At 67.9% G+C, this 18,632-nt stretch carries 16 protein-coding genes; 13 read left to right on the top strand and 3 right to left on the bottom strand.

The genetic code is table 11. The features are described 5' to 3' along the window. Positions 1-193 precede the first annotated feature (193 nt). The 4 genes from AC1DR7_RS16125 (at position 194) to AC1DR7_RS16110 (ending at position 3,063) form a co-directional block, all read left to right on the top strand. Positions 194-1,324 carry a GNAT family N-acetyltransferase gene (locus AC1DR7_RS16125; RefSeq protein ID WP_256776709.1) on the top strand — a complete coding sequence of 377 codons (1,131 nt, stop codon included), beginning with the start codon at positions 194-196 and terminating at the stop codon, positions 1,322-1,324. Next, the gene (gene aat / locus AC1DR7_RS16120) at positions 1,321-2,064 is read left to right on the top strand and encodes a leucyl/phenylalanyl-tRNA--protein transferase (protein ID WP_478051758.1); all 744 of its coding nucleotides are present in this window, start codon (positions 1,321-1,323) and stop codon (positions 2,062-2,064) included. The genes AC1DR7_RS16125 and aat overlap by 4 nt, the downstream gene beginning before the upstream one ends. Before the next feature lie 198 nt (positions 2,065-2,262). Beyond that, positions 2,263-2,481, top strand: a complete 219-nt coding sequence (infA, locus tag AC1DR7_RS16115) for a translation initiation factor IF-1 (protein WP_478076556.1) — start codon at positions 2,263-2,265, stop codon at positions 2,479-2,481. A 213-nt stretch (positions 2,482-2,694) separates the two neighbouring features. Next, complete coding sequence (locus AC1DR7_RS16110; protein WP_256776707.1) at positions 2,695-3,063, top strand: hypothetical protein; 369 nt, start codon at positions 2,695-2,697, stop codon at positions 3,061-3,063. Positions 3,064-3,135: 72 nt separating this feature from the next. Here the strand turns inward: AC1DR7_RS16110 and clpA are convergent, their stop codons facing one another. Further along, a complete protein-coding gene (gene clpA / locus AC1DR7_RS16105) occupies positions 3,136-5,418 on the bottom strand; it encodes an ATP-dependent Clp protease ATP-binding subunit ClpA (protein ID WP_256776706.1) in 2,283 nt (760 codons plus the stop codon). Here clpA and AC1DR7_RS16100 point away from each other — a divergent pair. Beyond that, positions 5,417-6,379: an aminoglycoside phosphotransferase family protein gene (locus AC1DR7_RS16100; RefSeq protein ID WP_478051759.1), complete on the top strand. Its 963-nt coding sequence runs from the start codon at positions 5,417-5,419 to the stop codon at positions 6,377-6,379. The two genes, clpA and AC1DR7_RS16100, sit on opposite strands and share 2 nt — an antisense overlap. Here the strand turns inward: AC1DR7_RS16100 and clpS are convergent. Further along, positions 6,376-6,708, bottom strand: a complete 333-nt coding sequence (clpS, locus tag AC1DR7_RS16095; RefSeq protein WP_256776704.1) for an ATP-dependent Clp protease adapter ClpS — start codon at positions 6,706-6,708, stop codon at positions 6,376-6,378. The two genes, AC1DR7_RS16100 and clpS, sit on opposite strands and share 4 nt — an antisense overlap. Before the next feature lie 81 nt (positions 6,709-6,789). On the opposite strand from clpS, the gene AC1DR7_RS16090 reads away from it, so the two are divergent. From AC1DR7_RS16090 to AC1DR7_RS16065, 6 genes are all read left to right on the top strand, one after another. Further along, positions 6,790-7,254 carry a hypothetical protein gene (locus AC1DR7_RS16090; protein WP_256776703.1) on the top strand — a complete coding sequence of 155 codons (465 nt, stop codon included), beginning with the start codon at positions 6,790-6,792 and terminating at the stop codon, positions 7,252-7,254. Further along, positions 7,255-7,716, top strand: coding sequence for an NUDIX hydrolase (locus tag AC1DR7_RS16085; RefSeq protein WP_478052904.1), 462 nt, complete (start codon positions 7,255-7,257; stop codon positions 7,714-7,716). After that, the gene (gene mnmA, locus AC1DR7_RS16080; protein ID WP_256776701.1) at positions 7,713-8,852 is read left to right on the top strand and encodes a tRNA 2-thiouridine(34) synthase MnmA; all 1,140 of its coding nucleotides are present in this window, start codon (positions 7,713-7,715) and stop codon (positions 8,850-8,852) included. The genes AC1DR7_RS16085 and mnmA overlap by 4 nt, the downstream gene beginning before the upstream one ends. Then, on the top strand, positions 8,849-9,463 hold the full coding sequence (gene hflD, locus AC1DR7_RS16075) for a high frequency lysogenization protein HflD (protein WP_457318601.1): 615 nt from the start codon (positions 8,849-8,851) through the stop codon (positions 9,461-9,463). The genes mnmA and hflD overlap by 4 nt, the downstream gene beginning before the upstream one ends. 156 nt (positions 9,464-9,619) lie before the next feature. After that, complete coding sequence (locus tag AC1DR7_RS16070) at positions 9,620-10,810, top strand: methyl-accepting chemotaxis protein (protein ID WP_256776699.1); 1,191 nt, start codon at positions 9,620-9,622, stop codon at positions 10,808-10,810. Between the two features lie 98 nt (positions 10,811-10,908). Continuing rightward, positions 10,909-11,226, top strand: a complete 318-nt coding sequence (locus tag AC1DR7_RS16065; RefSeq protein WP_457318602.1) for a hypothetical protein — start codon at positions 10,909-10,911, stop codon at positions 11,224-11,226. A 539-nt stretch (positions 11,227-11,765) separates the two neighbouring features. On the opposite strand, the gene AC1DR7_RS16060 is transcribed toward AC1DR7_RS16065, so the two are convergent. Then, complete coding sequence (locus tag AC1DR7_RS16060) at positions 11,766-14,558, bottom strand: bifunctional diguanylate cyclase/phosphodiesterase (protein WP_457318603.1); 2,793 nt, start codon at positions 14,556-14,558, stop codon at positions 11,766-11,768. Positions 14,559-14,714: 156 nt separating this feature from the next. Between AC1DR7_RS16060 and AC1DR7_RS16055 the strand changes: the two genes are divergently transcribed. After that, positions 14,715-16,820, top strand: coding sequence for a sensor histidine kinase (locus AC1DR7_RS16055; protein ID WP_478051578.1), 2,106 nt, complete (start codon positions 14,715-14,717; stop codon positions 16,818-16,820). Positions 16,821-16,822: 2 nt separating this feature from the next. Next, positions 16,823-18,580: an EAL domain-containing protein gene (locus tag AC1DR7_RS16050; RefSeq protein ID WP_256776695.1), complete on the top strand. Its 1,758-nt coding sequence runs from the start codon at positions 16,823-16,825 to the stop codon at positions 18,578-18,580. Positions 18,581-18,632 lie beyond the last annotated feature (52 nt).

Genomic DNA, 18,632 nt, shown 5'->3' with positions numbered 1-18,632 from the left:
GTATTCTCCATGAATCCAAAGGAATGCACCGTTCCTACGGCGCCAGCGCAATCTGCGCCTTTCCCGCCACGACGAATGCGCCCGAATGCACCCTTCACAGTGTTCCGGCAACACCGTTTTGATGGCACATGTGGAATGGATCAGCTCAAGCTCTCAATCCCCATTCCCCATCGCCCTGCCCTATCCTCTCCCCATGCCTGATCCACGCTTCCTCCATCGCCTCTCCGACGTCCCCGCCGCCGACTGGGACGCCCTGCACGACGGCAGCAACCCGTTCGTCAGCCATGCCTTCCTGGCCGGGCTGGAAGCGCACGGCTGCCTGCGCCCGGAATGGGGCTGGCGACCGCGCCACTTCACCCTGTGGGACGGCGACACCCTGGTCGCAGCGATGCCCGGTTACCTGAAGGACAACTCGCACGGCGAGTTCGTGTTCGACCATGCCTGGGCCAACGCCTACGCGCGGCACGGGCTGGACTACTTCCCCAAATGGCTGGGTGCGGTGCCGTACTCGCCGGTGACCGGGCCGCGCCTGCTGGCGCATGACGACGTCGATCGCGCAGCACTGGCCGAGGCGCTGCGTGCCGAGGTCGATCGCATCGGCTGGTCGTCGGCGCACGTCAATTTCCACCGCGCCGAGGAAGATGCGGCATTCGGGCCGGGCTGGATGCTCCGCGAGGACATCCAGTTCCAGTGGCACAACCCGGGCGACTGGCGCGATTTCGACGATTTCCTGGCCGCCATGGACCACAAGCGCCGCAAGAACATCCGCCAGGAACGCAGCAAGCTGGCACGCAGCGGGGTCACTTATCGGATCGTGCATGGGGATGAAGCCAGCGAAGATGACCTGCTCGCCATGCATGGGTTCTATCTGCAGACCTTCGCCGAGTACGGCAACTCGCCTGCCTTGACCCTGCCGTTCCTGCGCCATCTGGCAGCCTCGATGCCGCGCCAGCTGGTGATGTTCCTGGCCCAGCTGGACGGCGCCCCGGTCGCAGGCGCGCTGTGCCTGCGCGGCGCCGACACGCTGTACGGCCGCTATTGGGGCGGCGCCACGCTGCCTGGCCTGCATTTCGAGACCTGCTACTACCAGGGGATCGAATACTGCCTGCGCGAGGGCCTGACCCGTTTCGAACCCGGCGCGCAGGGCGAGCACAAGCTGGCGCGCGGTTTCCTGCCGCAGATCGTGCGCAGCCGCCACTGGGTGGCCGAGCCGGCCTTCGCCGGCGCGCTGAGCGGCTGGTGCGCGAGTGAGCGCGAGGACGTGGCGCGCTATGCAGTGGCACTGGCCGAGCACAGCCCCTTCAAAGCTGCGGACCCGGCATGAGCCGGCCGTTGCCCTGGGGGCTGGGCGCCCGCCCGGATGCCCCCTTCCCGCCCGCCGAGACCGCGCTGCGTGATCCGGACGGACTGCTCGCGGTCGGTGGCGACCTGTCCCCGGTGCGCCTGCTCAATGCGTACGCCAACGGCATCTTCCCCTGGTTCTCCGAGGGCCAGCCGCTGCTGTGGTGGTCGCCGGACCCCCGCATGGTGTTCCGCACCGACGGGGTGCGCCTGTCCTCGCGCTTCCGCCGTAGCCTGCGCAACAGTCCGTGGACGGTGCGCGCGGACACCCGCTTCGCCGAGGTGATCGCCGCCTGCGCCGCCAGTCCGCGACCGGGCCAGGACGGCACCTGGATCACCGTTCCCATGCAGCAGGCGTATATCGCCCTGCATCGGATGGGCCACGCGCATTCGGTGGAGGTCTTCGATGCAGGCCGATTGGTGGGTGGCATCTACGGCGTGGCGATTGGCCGGATGTTCTTCGGCGAAAGCATGTTCAGTGCGGCCAGTGGCGGCTCAAAAGTAGCGCTGGCGGCGTTGGCCCATCGCCTGGCGCAGTGGGGGTGGCCGCTGATCGACGCGCAGGTGGAGAACGATCACCTGCTGAGCATGGGCGCCGAGCACTGGTCACGCGCGCGGTTTTTGACGCTGGTGCGCCAACAGGTGCAGCTGGAGGCGCCGGCGGGACTGTGGACGGAGCGGTTTGGTGACATGGATGCGGCCCTGCTTGCGGGCCGGGCCTGATGCGGCATCGGCCAACGGTCGGCACTACCGGGGCCTTGATGCCTGCCGACCGGGCTGACCGATGCCTGACCCACGCGTAACGGGTGAATGCCCAGTAAACCCAAGCGTTTAACGCAAACTTTGCATGAACGGGCGAAGGCGCGTAAAATGCCCGCTCTTAAGGCCAGCTCGGCCGTTTACAGAACTGCACAGGACTACATGTCGAAAGACGACTCCATCGAGTTCGAAGGCACCGTCAGCGAGACGCTGCCGAACACCACTTTCCGCGTACGACTGGAAAATGGGCATGAAATCATCGCCCACATCTCCGGCCGCATGCGCAAGAACTACATCCGCATCCTGACGGGCGACCGTGTCAAGGTCGAAATGACGCCCTRCGACCTGACCAAGGGTCGCATCACCTACCGCATGAAATAAGCGGTTCGGGCGACTTCCCTTCGGGAGACGCAGAAGGCCAGCCAGGTGCTGGTCTTTTTGCGTGGGCGCGAAAAAGTGCACACCCCTGCCGGGCGACACCCTTACCCTGTGCACCCTGACATCGGTCAGGCTGCCTTGCTGCAGATTCGCAATGGCGCAGCCCGCGCCACTCTGGTCCCGGTCCACTCCGGATCGCCACTGTCGGCCCCCGCCATGAAGACCCTGTCCCTGCTGAGCCTGCTCCTTGCCGCCTGCTCCGCCGTTGCGGCCAACGCCGCCGAGCCCGCCGCCGCTGCGAGCGCGTGCGTCACCCTGAGCGCCGATCAGCAGATCGTGCGTGCCAATGCCGATCGCGACGTGCTGCTGCGCAACGGCGACCAGCACTACATCGTGCGTTTCAACAACAGCTGCAACAGCGCCGCGCTGTCGCCCAAGCTGGAATTCGTCACCCCCGACCGGGCCGGCGAGCTGTGCAGCGGCGGCATCAGCAGCCTGCGCACCAAATCGCAGAAGTGCGGCATAAGCGATGTGGAGTCGATCACGGCCAAGGAGTTCGCCACGCGCGCACGGGCGCGACGCTGAGCACGTGATGGCTGGCAATGAAAAAGCCCCTTTCGGGGCTTTTTCAACGACTGCATCCACGTTACCCGGCGATCACTCCACCGTGGCAGGCAGACGCCGTTCCGGCTCGGCCTGGGCTTCCACGAACAACGCGTCGTCGCGGACATCGATGCTCACCCGGCCACCGTTGACCAGCTTGCCGAACAGCAACTCGTCGGCCAGCGGGCGCTTGACCTTGTCCTGGATCACGCGCGCCATCGGGCGGGCGCCCATCAGCGGGTCGAAGCCGTGGCGGGCCAGCCAGTCGCGCGCGGTCGGGGTCGCCGACAGGCTGACGTGCTTTTCCTGCAACAGCATTTCCAGCTCGATCAGGAACTTGTCCACCACCCGCAGGATGTGCTCGAAGCCCAGTGGCTGGAACTGCACCACCGCATCGAGGCGGTTGCGGAATTCCGGCGTGAAGCTCTTGCGCAGGATCTCCATCGCGTCGGTGGCATGGTCCTGGCGGGTGAAGCCGATCGAACGTCGCGAGGCCTGGGCCGCGCCGGCGTTGGTGGTCATCACCAGCACCACGTTCTTGAAGTTGGCTTCGCGCCCGTTGGTATCGGTGAGCACGCCACGGTCCATGACCTGCAGCAGGATGTTGAAGATGTCCGGGTGGGCTTTTTCCACCTCGTCCAGCAGCAGCACGCAGTGCGGGGTCTTGACGATCTTTTCGGTAAGCAGGCCGCCCTGGTCGAAGCCGACATAGCCCGGGGGCGCACCGATCAACCGACTGATCGAGTGCGGCTCCATGTACTCGCTCATGTCGAAGCGGACCAGCTCGATGCCCAGCTGCAGCGCAAGCTGCTTGGTCACTTCGGTCTTGCCGACACCGGTGGGGCCGGCGAACAGGAAGTTGCCGATCGGCTTTTCCGGGTTGGCCAGGCCCGAGCGGGCCAGCTTGATCGCCGAGGACAGGGTCTCGATGGCCGGATCCTGGCCGAAGATCACCATCTTGAGGTTGCGCTCCAGATGCTGGAGCACGTCCTTGTCGGTGGCACTGACCTGCTTGGCCGGAATCCGCGCCATCTTGGCGACGATGGTCTCGATCTCCTCGATGTCGATCAGTTCCTTGCGCTCGCCCTCGGGCAGCAGCCGCTGGCGCGCACCGGCCTCGTCGATCACGTCGATCGCCTTGTCCGGCAGCAGCCGGTCGCCGATATGCTTCACCGACAGGTCCACCGCCGCCTGCAGCGCGTCATCGGCGTAGGTCACGCCGTGGTGCGCTTCGTAGCGGGGCTTGAGGCCCTGCAGGATCTCGTAGGTTTCGCCCACGGTGGGCTCGACGATATCGATCTTCTGGAAGCGCCGCGCCAGCGCGCGGTCCTTCTCGAAGATGCCGCGGTATTCCTGGAAGGTGGTCGAGCCGATGCAGCGCAGCTCGCCCGACGCCAGCGCCGGCTTGATCAGGTTGGAGGCGTCCATGGTGCCGCCCGAGGCCGAGCCGGCACCGATGATGGTGTGGATCTCATCGATGAACAGCACCGCATTGGGCATCTTCTTCAGCGCGGTGAGCACGCCCTTGAGGCGCTTCTCGAAATCGCCGCGGTACTTGGTGCCGGCCACCAGCGCGCCCAGGTCGAGCGAGTAGATGATGGCATCGGCCAGCACATCGGGCACCGAGCCTTCGACGATACGCTTGGCCAGGCCTTCGGCGATGGCGGTCTTGCCCACGCCGGCTTCGCCCACGTAGAGCGGGTTGTTCTTGCGGCGGCGGCACAGCACCTGGATGGTCCGCTCGATCTCATCGCTGCGGCCGACCAGCGGGTCGATCCGGCCATTGCGGGCCGCTTCGTTGAGGTTGCTGGCGAACTCGGCCAGCGCGTCGCCCTTGCCCTCGCCTTCGCCACCCTCGGCACGCCCTTCACCGTCGGCGGCCGGCGGCACTTCGCCGTCCTCGCCCAGCTTGGCGATGCCATGGGACAGGTAATTGACGATATCCAGCCGGGTCACGTCCTGCTGGTTGAGGTAATACACCGCGTGGGAGTCCTTCTCGCCGAAGATGGCGACCAGCACGTTGGCGCCGGTGACCTCCTTCTTGCCCGAGGACTGCACGTGGTACACGGCCCGCTGCAGCACGCGCTGGAAGCCCAGCGTGGGCTGGGTATCGCGGCCGTCGTCTTCGGCCAGGCGCGAGACCGAGGCCTCGATGGCCTGCTCCAGCTCCTGGCGCAGGCGTTCGGCGTCCGCCCCGCAGGCCTTGAGCACGGCTTGGGCGGACGGGTTGTCGAGCAGTGCCAGCAGCAGGTGTTCCACCGTCATGAACTCATGCCGGGCCTCACGGGCGCGCTTGTAGCACTGACCGATGGTGTGTTCGAGGTCTTTACTGAACATGTTCTACTCCGGCGGCAGGTGGAAACAATATGCGGCCTTGCTGCGCAATTTCCATCACCCTAGCGGATCGGTGCGTTCAGACGGCGTTAGCAGTCCGACCACCGCTCACCGATTCCCCAGGCCATTCCAGCGACTCCATCATGCCCGAACCCACCTCACGACATGGCAGCTCGCCCGTGATGGCGATGTCATCACCACGCCGCGCGGCCAACTGTACCCGGTCCGCCTCCCCGACGGCAGCGCCGCCATGTTGAAGGTGAGCACGGATGCCGAGGAGCGCAACGGCCACCGGCTGCTGCGCTGGTGGGACGGCGACGGGGCCGCGCGCGTGCTGGCGCACGACGGCCCGGCGCTGCTGATGGAGCGGGCCGTGCCGGGTGATTGCCTGCGCGACATGTCGATCCAGGGCCGGGATGCGCAAGCCACCGCGATCCTGTGCGGGGTGCTGGAACGCCTGCATCGGCCCCGGGGCGCGCCGCCGGACGGGCTGCTGGACTTGAACCGGTGGTTCAGCGATCTGCTGACGCCGCCGATCGCGCTGTCGCCACTGCTGGAACAGTGCAGATCATTGGCGATGACGGCGCTGGAGGCACAGATCGAGGCGAGGCCGCTGCATGGCGACCTGCATCACGACAACGTGCTGGATTTTGGCGCACGCGGCTGGCTGGCGATCGACCCGAAACGGGTCCAGGGCGACCGTGCCTTCGACTACACGGTGCTGTTCACCAACCCGGATGTGTGCGGACCGGGCATCCACGTGGCCACTGACGAGGCCGTGTTCGAGCAGCGGCTGCAACAGGTCTGCGCACGGGCCGGGCTGGAGCGCCCGCGCCTGCTGCGTTGGATCGCGGCCAGCGCCGGGCTCTCGGCGGTGTGGTTCCTGGCCGATGGGGGTGCCGCGCCGGTGAATCTGGCCGTGGCGGCCATGGCTGTGCAGCGGCTGGCCGAGGCGAGCGGTTAGCCGCTGGTCTTTTCCATCGTGCACAGCAGCGGATGCTGGTTCATGCGCGAGAATTCGTTGACCTGGGCGACCTTCGACTCGGCGACCTCACGGGTGAACACCCCGCACACGCCGCGACCGCGGGTGTGTACGTGGAGCATCACCTGGGTGGCCTTGTCCAGGTCCATGGCGAAGAAGCTCTGCAGGACGGTCACCACGAAATCCATCGGGGTGTAGTCGTCATTCAACAGCATCACCTGGTAGAACGGCGGCGGTGCCACCTCCGGCCGGGCCGGTTCCAGCATGACGCCGTGATCGTGGTGGGGTTCTTGGGAAGGCTCTCGTGGCATCGGTCCATTATAGCGGGAATGGACGTTGCCCCTGTGGCCCTTCACAATCCCCCTATCCATCTCCACATTCACAGGGATTTCATGAAAAGGATCGTCACCGCGCTGTTGTTGACCGCCACGGTGTTTGGCGCGCACGCAGCCGAAGCCGACAAGGCCGTCGGCCGGGTGCTCAAGCAGCTGGACTACCCCTACGAGATCGACGAGGACGGCGACTACAAGCTGGTCTTCGACGCCGGCGATGACCGCACCCAACTGGTGTTCGTCCGCTCGACGGTGGAAGAATTCGGCACCCAGAAGATCCGCGAGATCTGGTCTCCGGGCTATAACTCGCCGGGCAAGCAGTTCCCGGCTGCGGTGGCCAACCGCCTGCTGGAAGACTCGCAGGACGCCAAGCTGGGCGGCTGGGTGAAGCAGGACCAGCTGGCCATGTTCGTGGTCAAGGTGGACGCCAATGCCAGCGCCGCTGCGCTGAGCGACGCCATCGATGCGGCCATGCGTACCGCCGATGCAATGGAAAACGAACTGACCGAGACGGACGAATACTGAGTGAATGCCGTGCAGCACCCGCGCTGGACGCCGCATGTCACCGTTGCCACCGTGGTGGTGCGTGACGGGCACCTGTTGCTGGTGGAAGAGCGCATCGACGGCCGCGACGTGCTGAACCAGCCGGCCGGCCACCTCGAGCCGGGCGAAAGCCTGGCCGCCGCGGCGGTGCGCGAAACCCTGGAGGAGACCGGCTGGCAGGTGCGGCTGAGCGCCTTCATCGGCGTCTACCAGTGGACCGCCCCGGACGGCACCGCATTCCTGCGTTTTGCCTATGCCGCCGAGCCGGTCAGCCATGATCCGGCCCGTCCGCTGGACGAGGGGATCCTGCGCGCGGTGTGGCTGAGCCCGGCCGAACTGCAGGCCGAGCACGCACGCCTGCGCAGCCCGCTGGTCTGGGAGGTGGTCGTCGACTACCTCGGCGGACAGCGCCACCCGCTGTCGATCGTGCGGGAGACCGCATGAGTACCCCACGGGTGATGGTGGGCGTGTCCGGCGGCGTGGATTCGTCGGTGGCAGCCTGGCGGCTGGTCCAGCAGGGCGAGCCGGTGGCCGGGCTGTTCATGCAGAACTGGGCCGACGACGGCAGCGGTGACTGCCGCGCCGAGGACGATCGCCGCGATGCGGTGGCCGTCTGCGGGCTGCTTGGCATCCCGTTCCATTTCCGCGATTTCTCCAGCGAGTACTGGCAGGGCGTGTTCGAGCACTTCCTGGCCGAATACGCGGCCGGACGCACCCCCAACCCGGACGTGCTGTGCAACCGCGAGGTCAAGTTCAAGCACTTCCTGGATGCCGCCCGCGCGCTGGGTGCCGAGCGCATCGCGACCGGCCACTACGCCCGCGTGGCACAGGTGGGTGGGCGTTGGGCGCTGCTGCGCGGCGCCGACCGCAGCAAGGACCAGAGCTATTTCCTGCACCAGCTGGGGCAGGAGCAGCTGGGCGCCACGCTGTTTCCGATCGGCGACCTGCAGAAGAACGACCTGCGCCGGATCGCCCGCGATGCGCGGCTGCCGACGCACGCCAAGAAGGATTCCACCGGCATCTGCTTCATCGGCGAGCGCGACTTCCGCGAGTTCCTCGGCCGTTACCTGCCGGCCAAGACCGGTGAGATCCGCGATCCCGATGGCGCGCTGATCGCCGAACACCCCGGCGTGTTCTATTTCACCCTGGGCCAGCGCGAGGGCCTGAACATCGGCGGCGTGCGTGGCCGCCCGGCGGCGCCCTGGTACGTGGTGGGCAAGGATGTGGCCAGCAACATCCTGTATGTGGACCAGGACCGCGACAGCCCGTGGCTGCTCTCGACCCGGCTGCACTCGGAGACCGCGCACTGGATTGCCGGCGCCCCGCCCGCCCGCCGCTTCAGCTGCACCGCGCAGACCCGCTACCGGCAGCCGGACGAGGCCTGCGAGGTGCAGGTCAACGACGATGGCACGCTGCTGGTGCGGTTCGCCCAGCCCCAGCGCGCCGTCACCCCCGGTCAATCGCTGGTGTTGTATGACGATGAGGTCTGCCTGGGTGGCGCGGTGATCGCCGCCACCGATGCGCCGCTGGAACAGCGCCTGCGGACCGTTCCTTCCCCCTTCGAGGTACCTGCTGCATGAGTTTTTCCGTCGACGACCGCGTTCTTGCTCTGGCCGGCATCGCCCAGGCCCTGCAGCAGGTGCGCCGCATCGCCGAAACCGGCCATTCCGAGGCGGCGGTGGTGCGCACCGCGATCGACAGCGTGTTTCGCATCGATGCCGACAGCCCGCAGGCCATCTACGGCAGCCCGTCCAACGTGGCCCCGGGCCTGCGCCTGTTGCACAACTACTTCCGCAACCAGGGCCAGGACGAGTCGCTGCCACGGCTGGCGCTGGCGGTGCTGCAGCTGGAGCGCCGTTTCGTGCGTGAGCATGCGGTGGTGGAGACGGTGAGCCAGGGGATTGCCCGTGCCCAGCGTCAGGCCACCGAACTGGGCGACAGTGCCCATCCGGACGTGCTGGCCGCCCTCGGCGGGCTGTACGCGGACACCATCAGCAACCTCAAGCCGCGGGTGATGGTCCAGGGCAACCCGCATTACCTGGGCCAGGCCGGGGTGGTGGCCGAGATCCGCGCGCTGCTGCTGGCGGCGGTGCGCTCGGCGGTGCTGTGGCGCCAGACCGGCGGCCAGTACTGGGACTTCCTGTTTTCGCGCAAGGTGATGATCGAGGCGGTGGACCGCCAGCTGCGCTGATTCACGGCGACGGGACGGGCTGCGTGCAGCCACCCGTGGGGTGGCTCTACCCCCGGGTGCGGGTGCGGCGAACGTTTTCGAGGGAATGTGCAGTGCAGCACTAAAGCAAATGGGGGTACGGCCGATACCTCAACCGTGCACTTCCCGAGAACGTCCATGTACTCACGCATCTTCATCCGTCTGGCCGCCCCCCTGGTCCTGACCCTGCTCCTTCCTTTCGCCATCGGCTTCGACTGGCCTGTCGCCCTGCGTTGGGCGATCCTGACCACGATGACGCTCAGCTGGCTGGGCTTTGCCTGGTGGACCGCACGGGCCCAGACCCAGCGCTCCCCCGAGCATGCCCGCATCCTGCGCGAGCAGGACCAGCTGCTGACCGAGCTGCGTTCCTTCGTCGCCAACGAAGTGGACGGCTCGCGCGGCGAAGTCGAACGCGCCCGTGACCTGATCCGCCATGCGGTCAGCGGCCTGGGTGGCAGCTTCGACGCCATGAACCGCAAATCGCGCCAGCAGAGCCAGGCATTGGCCCGGATCGTCGACCGTGCCGGTGAAGACGGTGGYGCCGGCGTCGACGTGGCCCGTTTCGCCCAGCATGCCAGCCATCGCATGGAGCAGCTGGTGGAAGCGCTGGAACAGGTCAGCGGCCAGAGCAGCAACACCGTGCAGCACATCGATCAGATGGCCCAGCACCTGGATGGCATCTTCGCGCTGCTCGAAGACGTCAAGTCGATCGCCGACCAGACCAACCTGCTGGCCCTGAACGCAGCCATCGAGGCGGCACGTGCCGGTGAAGCCGGTCGCGGCTTTGCGGTGGTCGCCGACGAGGTGCGCAACCTGTCCGAGCGTTCGACCACCTTCAACGAGCAGATCCGCAAGTTGGCGCACAGTTCCAAGGACGCCATCGCCAAGGTCCGCGAGACGGTCTCGAACATGGCCTCGCGTGACATGGACCGCTCCCGCGAAGCGCGCCACGAAGCGGCGCAGATGCTGGACAACGTGGCCCAGATCAACGCGTCGCTGGGTGACGGCATGCGCGAGATCTCCGAGTGCGGCCGTGCCATCGACAGCAGCGTGGCCGAAGCGGTCCGCGCCCTGCAGTTCGAGGACATCGCCACCCAGGCCCTGGGCGGCGTGCATACCCATCTGGACCGCCTGACTGCGATCAACCGCGAAGCGGTGGCCCTGCAGGAACTGCTGCACCGTAATGGCGGCGTGTTCGACGAGGAAGTGGTCAGCGCCCTGCAGCGCACCGGCAGCCGCCTGCGCGAGATGCGCAGCGAGTGGGAGCGTCCGCCGCACAAGGCCGTGGCCCAGCAGAGCATGGCCGCCGGCGCGGTCGAACTGTTCTGATCGACTTGACGCGTGCCGGTTCCGGCACGACCAACGGCCCCGGTTTCCCCGGGGCCGTTGCGCTTCCAACACTCGTCCTGGCTGCAGATGATCGCCCGATGTCGTTGACTCCCTCCCCCAGCGCTGCCTCCCCTTCTCCCGCTGCCATGACCGACGTGGTCGGTACGCCGACCGGGCGTGCCGTGGCCCCGGCGGTCCCGGTGGTGCTGGGAGCCCCGGTAGCCGAACCGCTGCGGGGCCGCGCCCTGATCGGGCGGCTGGAGCAGTTGGCGCAGGCAGAGCTGGGACAGCTGGCCGAGCGCAACGGCATGGCCGATAGCGCCCTGCCGGCCCCGGTCGACCCGGCGCTGGCCGGACTGGCCTGGGATCTCGGGTTGAGTGGCGAGGCCGCCGTCAAGGCCGCGCGCGACCGGTAAGCGGAGAGCAGCCGAGCATGGCTCGGCTCTACCCATGCAATCGCGCCCCCCGGTAGTGCCGAGCCATGCTCGGCATCGCACCCCACAGGAACCGCAAATCCGGTAGTGCCGAGCCATGCTCGGCAGCGCACCCCACAGACACCGCAAATCCGGTAGTGCCGAGCCATGCTCGGCAACGCACTCCGCGCAGCAGGCACGTTCGCCCCCTGCCCGATACGAAGCGTTTGTCATTACCCAGGTCGGCACCCGGCCTGAAACCCGGCATTGCCTGGCGTTGGGAAAGCTGACCAAGAGCAGCCGAGCATGGCTCGGCTCTACCGCCGATGAGGGCGGATCGCGCACCCGGTAGTGCCGAGCCATGCTCGGCAGCCGCCGATGAGGGCGGATCGTGCACCCGGTAGTGCCGAGCCATGCTCGGCAATGCACCACAGACACCGCAAAACCGGTAGTGCCGAGCCATGCTCGGCAACGCATTCCCCGCGCAACACCGCGCCCGCGCGTGAGCGCAGCGAGGCAAGGCATGGCCGTCCCCCGTTGGGTCAGACGGCGTGGGTCAGCGCCACCAGGGCCTCGCGCGGGGCCATCTGGGCGCCGCCGGCCTTGAGCCACTGCGCCAGGTCGCGCGGGGTCAGCGGGCGCGAGTACAGGTAGCCCTGGATTTCGTCGCAGCCCTGGCGACGCAGCATCGCCTCTTCCTGCTCGGTCTCCACGCCTTCGGCCACCACCTTCATGCCCAGCGCGTGGCCGAGATGGACGATGGCCTGGGTGACTTCGGCAGTGCCGGTGTCGTGCAGCATGCCCTGGACGAAGCTGCGGTCGATCTTCAGGCGACCGACCGGGAAACGGTTGAGGTAGTGCAGGTTGGAGAAGCCGGTACCGAAATCGTCCACCGCCAGCGGTACGCCGTGGCGTTCGAGCACGTCAAAGCAATGGCGCAGCACGTCGGTGTCGCGGATCAGGGCCGACTCGGTGAGTTCCAGCTCCAGCCGCTGCGGCGGCCAGCCGTGGGCATGGCAGATGTCGATGACGCGTTCGGCAAAGCCGCGGTCGCGCAGCTGCACCGCCGAGACGTTCACCGCGACGCGATCGAACTGCAGCCCGGCGGCCTCCCAGGCAGCCGCCTGGCGGCAGGCCTCGGCCAGCACCCAGTCGCCGATACGCACGATTTCCCCACACTTTTCAGCAATCGGGATGAACTCGGCCGGGCTGCAGTAGCCGATACCGGGGCGGTGCCAGCGCAGCAGCGCTTCGATCGCCGGCGGCTGGTCGTGCGCGGCATGCAGCAGCGGCTGGTAGGCCAGGGTGAATTCTTCGCGCTCGATCGCGCCCAGCAGCGCGTGCTCGATTTCCAGCTTGCGCTGGATGCGCATCAACGCATCCTGGCTGTAGTACTGGTAGGTGTTGCGGCCCGCTTCCTTGGCCGCGTACATCGCCGCGTCGGCGGCGCGCAGCAGTGAGTCGAAATCGGTGCGGCCTTCATCCAGCATGGCGATGCCGACGCTGGCGCCGACCTTGAGCGTGGTCTCGCCACGCTGCAGCGGTTCGGCCAGCGAGGCGATCAGTTTGCGCGCCACATGACCGGCGTCTTCCGGCTCGGCCAAGTCGCGCAATACCACGATGAACTCGTCGCCGCTGAAACGGCCGAACAGATCGGCGTTGCGCAGGTTCTGGTGCAGGCGCGACGCCGCGGCCTTGAGCAGTGCGTCGCCGGTGGCGTGGCCGAAGGTGTCGTTGATGGTCTTGAAGCCATCCAGGTCGATGAACAGCATCGCCAGCGGCGCGCCACGGTCACGGGCTTCCTCGATCGCATCGGCGGTCTGCTCGCGCAGCAGCATGCGGTTGGGCAGCCCGGTCAGCAGGTCGTAGTGGGCCAGCAGTTCGATGCGTTCGTTGGCTTCGCGCTCGCGGGTGATGTCACGGAACAGCACCACGAAGCGGGTCGGCAGGCCGTCGCGCCGGTCCAGCTCGATCAGCACCTGCACCCAGATGCGCAGCCCGGACTGGCGGTAGAAGCACAGGTCCAGCTGCTCGGGCAGGCCGCCGTCGGCGATGCGGGCGAGCGCGGCCTCGAAGGCGTCGCGCGAGTCCTGGCTGTACAGCGCCAGCGCCTGGTCCAGGCTGATTGGCTCCTTGCGCAGGCCATGGATGCGATAGCACTCCTCGGTCCACTGCATGTGCCGGGTGGTCACCTCGATCTCGCAGCCGCCGATGCGGCCCAGTGCGGAGACGCGGTTGAGCAGCTCGGTACGCCAGCGGATCAGCGCATCGGTCTGGTGTTGTTCGGTGATGTTCTGGACCTGGCCAAGCAGGCGCTGGATGCGCCCATCAGCGCCCAGCAACGGTTGCATCCACAGGCGCAGGTGCAGGGCGCCTTCGCGTTCGCGCGGCAGTTCCAGTTCCAGCGTGGCCGGCTTGCCATCGTGCAGCATGCGCCGCCAGGCGTGGCGCAGCAGGCTGCGTGAGCGCGGTTCCAGGCGGCGCAGCCAGCGCCGACGACCGGTCAGCGGATCATCCCCCACCCCGAGCAGGGCGCGGAACTCGGGCGACCACCAGAACTGGCGGCTGCCCGGGTCCCACGACCAGCTGCCCATGCTGGCGATGCGCTGGGCTTCGCGCAGGTGCACCTGCTGTTCCAGCAGCAGCGCTTCCATCTGTTTTTGCGCCTGGATGTCGGTATGGGTGCCGACCATGCGCAGCGGCTGGCCATCCGCCGTGCGCGCGACCACCCGGCCGCGATCCAGCACCCAGCGCCAGTCGCCGTCGGGGTGCCGCACCCGGTACTGGGCGGCGTAGACCTCGCCTTCGCCACGCAGGTGCGCATCCAGCGCCGCGCGCACGGCCGGCTGGTCGTCAGCATGGATGGGGGCCAGCAACGCGCCCGCCGCGTCGCCGCGGGTGACATCTTCGGCCGGGACCGGTTGCCCGTCCCAGCGCCGCGAGCGGGTCACCGCGTCGCTGGGCACGTCCCAGTCCCACAACCCGTGGCCGGCGTGGTCCAGGGCCAGCTCCCAGCGGCTGCCGGCGTAGCTGTCCACCGGCTCGGGCACGCTCAGGGTGAAGGCCAGCAGGTTGCCGTCCGGGTCATGCACCGCGCGCATCCAGCCATCGAAGCGGCCACGGGGGCCGCCGGGCAGCTGGCAGGGAATCAGGCCGCCATCGGCGGCCAGCAGGCGCAGGTCTTCAAGCAGCTCGCCGTAGGCCGCCACGGTTGCCGGCAACCCATGCTCGCGCGCCGCCGGGTTGGCCGCCAGCGGACGCCCGGTCCGGTCCAGGATGACCAGGGCCGAGGCCAATGGGTGCTGCAGCAGACTCGCGATAATCCCTTGGTCCACGCGGTAAGACTCCGATAACGCACCCGACAGCCGGGAACGCAATCGTTAGCGGCGGATTTTACGGATAGTTGAGTGGCGCCCTGCGTGCGGCCCCCAAACCGGACCACACCCACTAAGATGCAGGTCGCCCGTCACGATCCGGTCCCTGCCCCGTCCATGCCCGTCCCCCCGTCCGGTCAAGCCTCCCCGTCCACGCCCGAACGCCCGCTCGCCCAGGCCCTGCGCCGCGACCGCTGGCGGGTGGTGGCGGGCTATCTGGTGCTGGCCCTGGTGTGGATTCTGTGCAGCGATGCCGCCGTGCAGGTGCTGGCCCGGGACATGGCCTCGGCGGCCCGCTGGCAGACCGCCAAGGGCGCGTTCTTCGTGATCACCAGCGCGGCGCTGATCTACCTGCTGCTGCGACCGCTGGCCCAGCATGTGCTGCATGCCCATTCCCGGCTGGAGTGCTCGGAGACCCGTCACCGGCAGATGTTCCAGGGCAACCCCGGTCCGATTCTGGTGTACGACCTGGATTCGCTGGCGATCCTGGATGTGAACCCCGCCGCGAGCAGCCTGTTCGGCTGGAGCCACGAGGAGTTCACGGCGATGCCGATCAGCGCGCTGTGGCCGACCGGCGATGAGCCGCTGCTGGCGGCCAAGCTGGAACAGATCCGCGCCGCGCCCGAGCAGCTGTGCGTGATCACCGCCGACCTGCAGCTGCGCGATGGTGCCCGCCGGCGCATGGAGATGCGCAGCACCTTCATCGAGTACGGCGGCCACCGGGCGCGCCTGCTGATCGCCATCGACCGCACCAGCGAGGACCAGGCGCTGCGCCGCCGCGACCAGGCGCTGGCGCGGGTGGAGGAAGCACATGAGATGGCCAGGATCGGCGCCTGGGAAGTCGATCCGGCGACCGGGCTGGGCCGCTTCTCCAACCAGGTCTACCACCTGCTCGGCCGGCGCCCGCCGGAGGCCCGACGCTGGCACCGCTTCGAGGAACTGCTGGTGCCGGCCGACCCGGCCACCGCCGCGCTCAGCGAACAGCTGCTGCAGGACATGAGCGGCGAGCAGGTGCAGATCGACGTACTGCTGCCCCTGTTGGCGATGGACGGGCGCGCGCTGATGGTGCACCTGCGCGCCGAGAGCGGCCACGACGACGCCGGCCGCCCGCGCGTGCTGGGCACCTTGCAGGACGTGACCGAGCGCGAGCAGTCGCGGCGCCTGCTGCGCGAGCGCGAGGAGCAGTTCCGGGAGCTGGTGCGGGTACTGCCTGACGGCGTGGTGATCCTGTCCGACGAACACGTGCTGTATGCCAACGCCTGCGCGGCCGCGCAGTTCGGTTACGGCCAGCACACCCTGCTGGGCGAGCCGCTGGCCGCATTGGTGGCCGCCGAAGACCTGGCCCGGGTGCGCGCGCAACTGTTCGCGGCCATCCCACTGCCCAGCACCGGCGCCGGGGAAGTGATCGGCATGCGCCGGCTGGCCGGTGAGCGCTTCCAGGCCGGGCTGGCGGTGGGCGATGTGCGCTATGGCGGTCGCAACTGCAAGCTGCTGATCGTTCGCGACCTGAGCGAGCCCGAGCGCATCCGCGAAGCGCTGGAGACCAGCAACCGCGAACTGCAGGCCATGGCCGGACGCCTGTTCTCGCTGCAGGAAGACGAGCGCCGCGCGATCTCGCGCGACCTGCACGACGACATCGGCCAGGCGATCACCGCGATGAAGCTGTCGGCCTACGCCGCGCAGGACGAAGCCGATCCGGCGCGCCGCGGCGAGGATCTGGAGCAGATCATCCAGCTGGCCGATGCCACCGTGGGCAAATTGCGCGACATTTCCACCCTGCTGCGCCCGCCGCAGCTGGACGCGCTCGGCCTTGAGGCCGCGCTGCGCTGGCAGGCCGGCATGCTGTTCCGCTCGGCGGCGATCGAACTGCTGCCGGACATCCAGTCGCTGCCGCGGCGACCGCAGGGCGATATCGAGCAGGCCTGCTTCCGCATCGCCCAGGAAAGCCTGACCAACGTGCTGCGGCATGCCCGCGCCAGCCAGGTAAGCCTGCAGCTGCACGACGTGAACGACCACGGCCTGCACCTGCAGGTACGCGACGATGGCGAAGGCTTCGACCCGGACGGTCCGCGTGGGTTGGGGCTGATCGTGATGCGCGAACGCGCGCAGAGCGTCGGCGGCACCCTGCGCATCGAATCGGCGCACGGCGCCGGCACCCTGGTCGACCTGTACCTGCCGTATCGCATCAGCGATGCGGCCACTCCCGATACATTGGAACATTGAACATGTGGAACCCTTCCCTGCCCCTGGTCAGCATCGAGGATGCGCCGCCGCGCCTGGGCGCGGGCAATCCCGAGCTGCAGGCGATGGTCAGCGACGCCGCCTCCGGCGGCACCCCGCTGATGCTGATGCATGTGGACATCGACCATTTCGCTTCGGTCAACGAGAACATGAGCGCGGAGGTTGGCGACCAGGCACTGGTGCTGGTCGCCCAGCGCCTGCAGCACCACCTGCGCGGGCGCGGCAAGCTGTGGCGGCATGGCAGCGATGAGTTCCTGCTGGCGGTGCCGCGCAGCGCGGACATGCCCCTGCCCGAAGACCTGGCCGAAGAGATCCGCCAGCAGCTGGAACTGCCGCTGTCGGTGCTGCCGTACACGTTGTTCATGACCGGCAAGCTGGGCGTCAGCCTGTGCCCGGAACATGCCAGCGATACCTCGCGGCTGCTCGACCACGCCGAGGATGCGCTGTACCAGGCCGCGCGCGAAGGCGGCAACGCGGTGCGCATCCACGCGGTGGATACGCCGTCCAGTGCACACAGCGAGAGCATCATCGCCCGGCAGATCGTCGATGCGATCCCCAACGGCGAGTTGAAGCTGCGCTACCAGCCGCTGGTGAGCGCACGCGATGGCCACGTGGTGGGCATGGAAGCGCTGCTGCGCTGGCAATCGCCCACCCTGGGCATGCTGGTGCCCGAGCGCTTCATGCGCACCGCCGAGCGGTTGGGCATCATCGTGCAGATCGGCACGTGGGTACTGGAAGGTGCGTTGAAGCAGGCGCGGCTGTGGCGCGACCAGGGTTTTGACGACTTCACCATCGCCGTCAACGTGTCCACCCTGCAGCTGCTGCGCCCGAACTTCTTCGCCGAGGTGATGTCGTTGATGCAGGCCGCCGGGGTGCCGGCGCAGATGCTGACGTTGGAGATCAACGAAAGCGCGCTGACCAACAACGTCAACTTCGTGCACGAAACCCTGGTCAACCTGCGCAACGAAGGCATCAGCCTGAGCCTGGACAACTTCGGCACCGGCGACTCCAGCCTGAGCGCGCTGGTGCGCTACCCGGTGGACAAGCTGAAGATCGACCGCAGCTTCATCAAGAGCGCGCCGGCCGGCAACCGCGAGGCGGCGATCGCCCGCGCGATCATCGCCATGGGCCATCAGCTGGGCATGACGGTGATCGCCAACGGGGTGGAATCGCAGGCGCAACTGGGCTTCCTGCGCCGCAACGACTGCGATGTGTTCCAGGGCTATCTGTTTGGCGAGCCGATGTCGGCCGATGCGGCCGGCATGACCCTGCGCCGCCGCTACCTGCGCCCGGAAGCCTTCGCCGAGACCCGCCCGGACCGTACCCTGCTGCTGCTGGACGACGAGGAGAACGTGCTGCGCTCGCTGGTGCGGTTGTTCCGCCGTGATGGCTATCGGATCCTGGCCGCGGGCAACGTGCGCGATGCGTTCGACCTGCTGGCGATCAACGACGTGCAGGTGATCCTGTCCGACCAGCGCATGAGCGACATGAGCGGCACCGAGTTCCTGGGCCGGGTGAAGATGCTGTACCCGGACACGATCCGGCTGGTGCTGTCCGGCTACACCGATTTGAACACGGTGACCGATGCGATCAACCGCGGCGCGATCTACCGGTTCCTGACCAAGCCGTGGAACGACGACGAGCTGCGCAAGCACATCCACCAGGCGTTCCGCACGCATGAGGAACAGCGCCGGGCGAATACCGCGCCGGCGCCGGCGCTGCCGGCGGTTGACGACGACTGACCCACCCCGGGCGTAGAGCCGACCGTTGGTCGGCTGCCTTGGCACCTCGGCT

This window comes from Stenotrophomonas sp. P5_A9, assembly GCF_056400525.1.
The sequence above is the reverse complement of the archived record's forward strand: the minus strand, read 5'-3'. Positions and strand labels throughout refer to the sequence as shown.

Excerpts from the sequence above, each read along its gene's own strand:
- AC1DR7_RS16090 (WP_256776703.1), top strand. The coding sequence starts at position 6,790 with ATGAAAAGGATCGTCACCGCGCTGTTGTTGACCGCCACGGTGTTTGGC.
- hflD (WP_457318601.1), top strand. The coding sequence starts at position 8,849 with ATGAGTTTTTCCGTCGACGACCGCGTTCTTGCTCTGGCCGGCATCGCC.
- AC1DR7_RS16050 (WP_256776695.1), top strand. The coding sequence starts at position 16,823 with ATGTGGAACCCTTCCCTGCCCCTGGTCAGCATCGAGGATGCGCCGCCG.
- AC1DR7_RS16100 (WP_478051759.1), top strand. The coding sequence starts at position 5,417 with ATGTTCTACTCCGGCGGCAGGTGGAAACAATATGCGGCCTTGCTGCGC.
- clpS (WP_256776704.1), bottom strand. The coding sequence starts at position 6,708 with ATGCCACGAGAGCCTTCCCAAGAACCCCACCACGATCACGGCGTCATG.
- aat (WP_478051758.1), top strand. The coding sequence starts at position 1,321 with ATGAGCCGGCCGTTGCCCTGGGGGCTGGGCGCCCGCCCGGATGCCCCC.
- mnmA (WP_256776701.1), top strand. The coding sequence starts at position 7,713 with ATGAGTACCCCACGGGTGATGGTGGGCGTGTCCGGCGGCGTGGATTCG.
- AC1DR7_RS16110 (WP_256776707.1), top strand. The coding sequence starts at position 2,695 with ATGAAGACCCTGTCCCTGCTGAGCCTGCTCCTTGCCGCCTGCTCCGCC.
- clpA (WP_256776706.1), bottom strand. The coding sequence starts at position 5,418 with ATGTTCAGTAAAGACCTCGAACACACCATCGGTCAGTGCTACAAGCGC.
- AC1DR7_RS16125 (WP_256776709.1), top strand. The coding sequence starts at position 194 with ATGCCTGATCCACGCTTCCTCCATCGCCTCTCCGACGTCCCCGCCGCC.
- AC1DR7_RS16065 (WP_457318602.1), top strand. The coding sequence starts at position 10,909 with ATGTCGTTGACTCCCTCCCCCAGCGCTGCCTCCCCTTCTCCCGCTGCC.
- AC1DR7_RS16055 (WP_478051578.1), top strand. The coding sequence starts at position 14,715 with ATGCCCGTCCCCCCGTCCGGTCAAGCCTCCCCGTCCACGCCCGAACGC.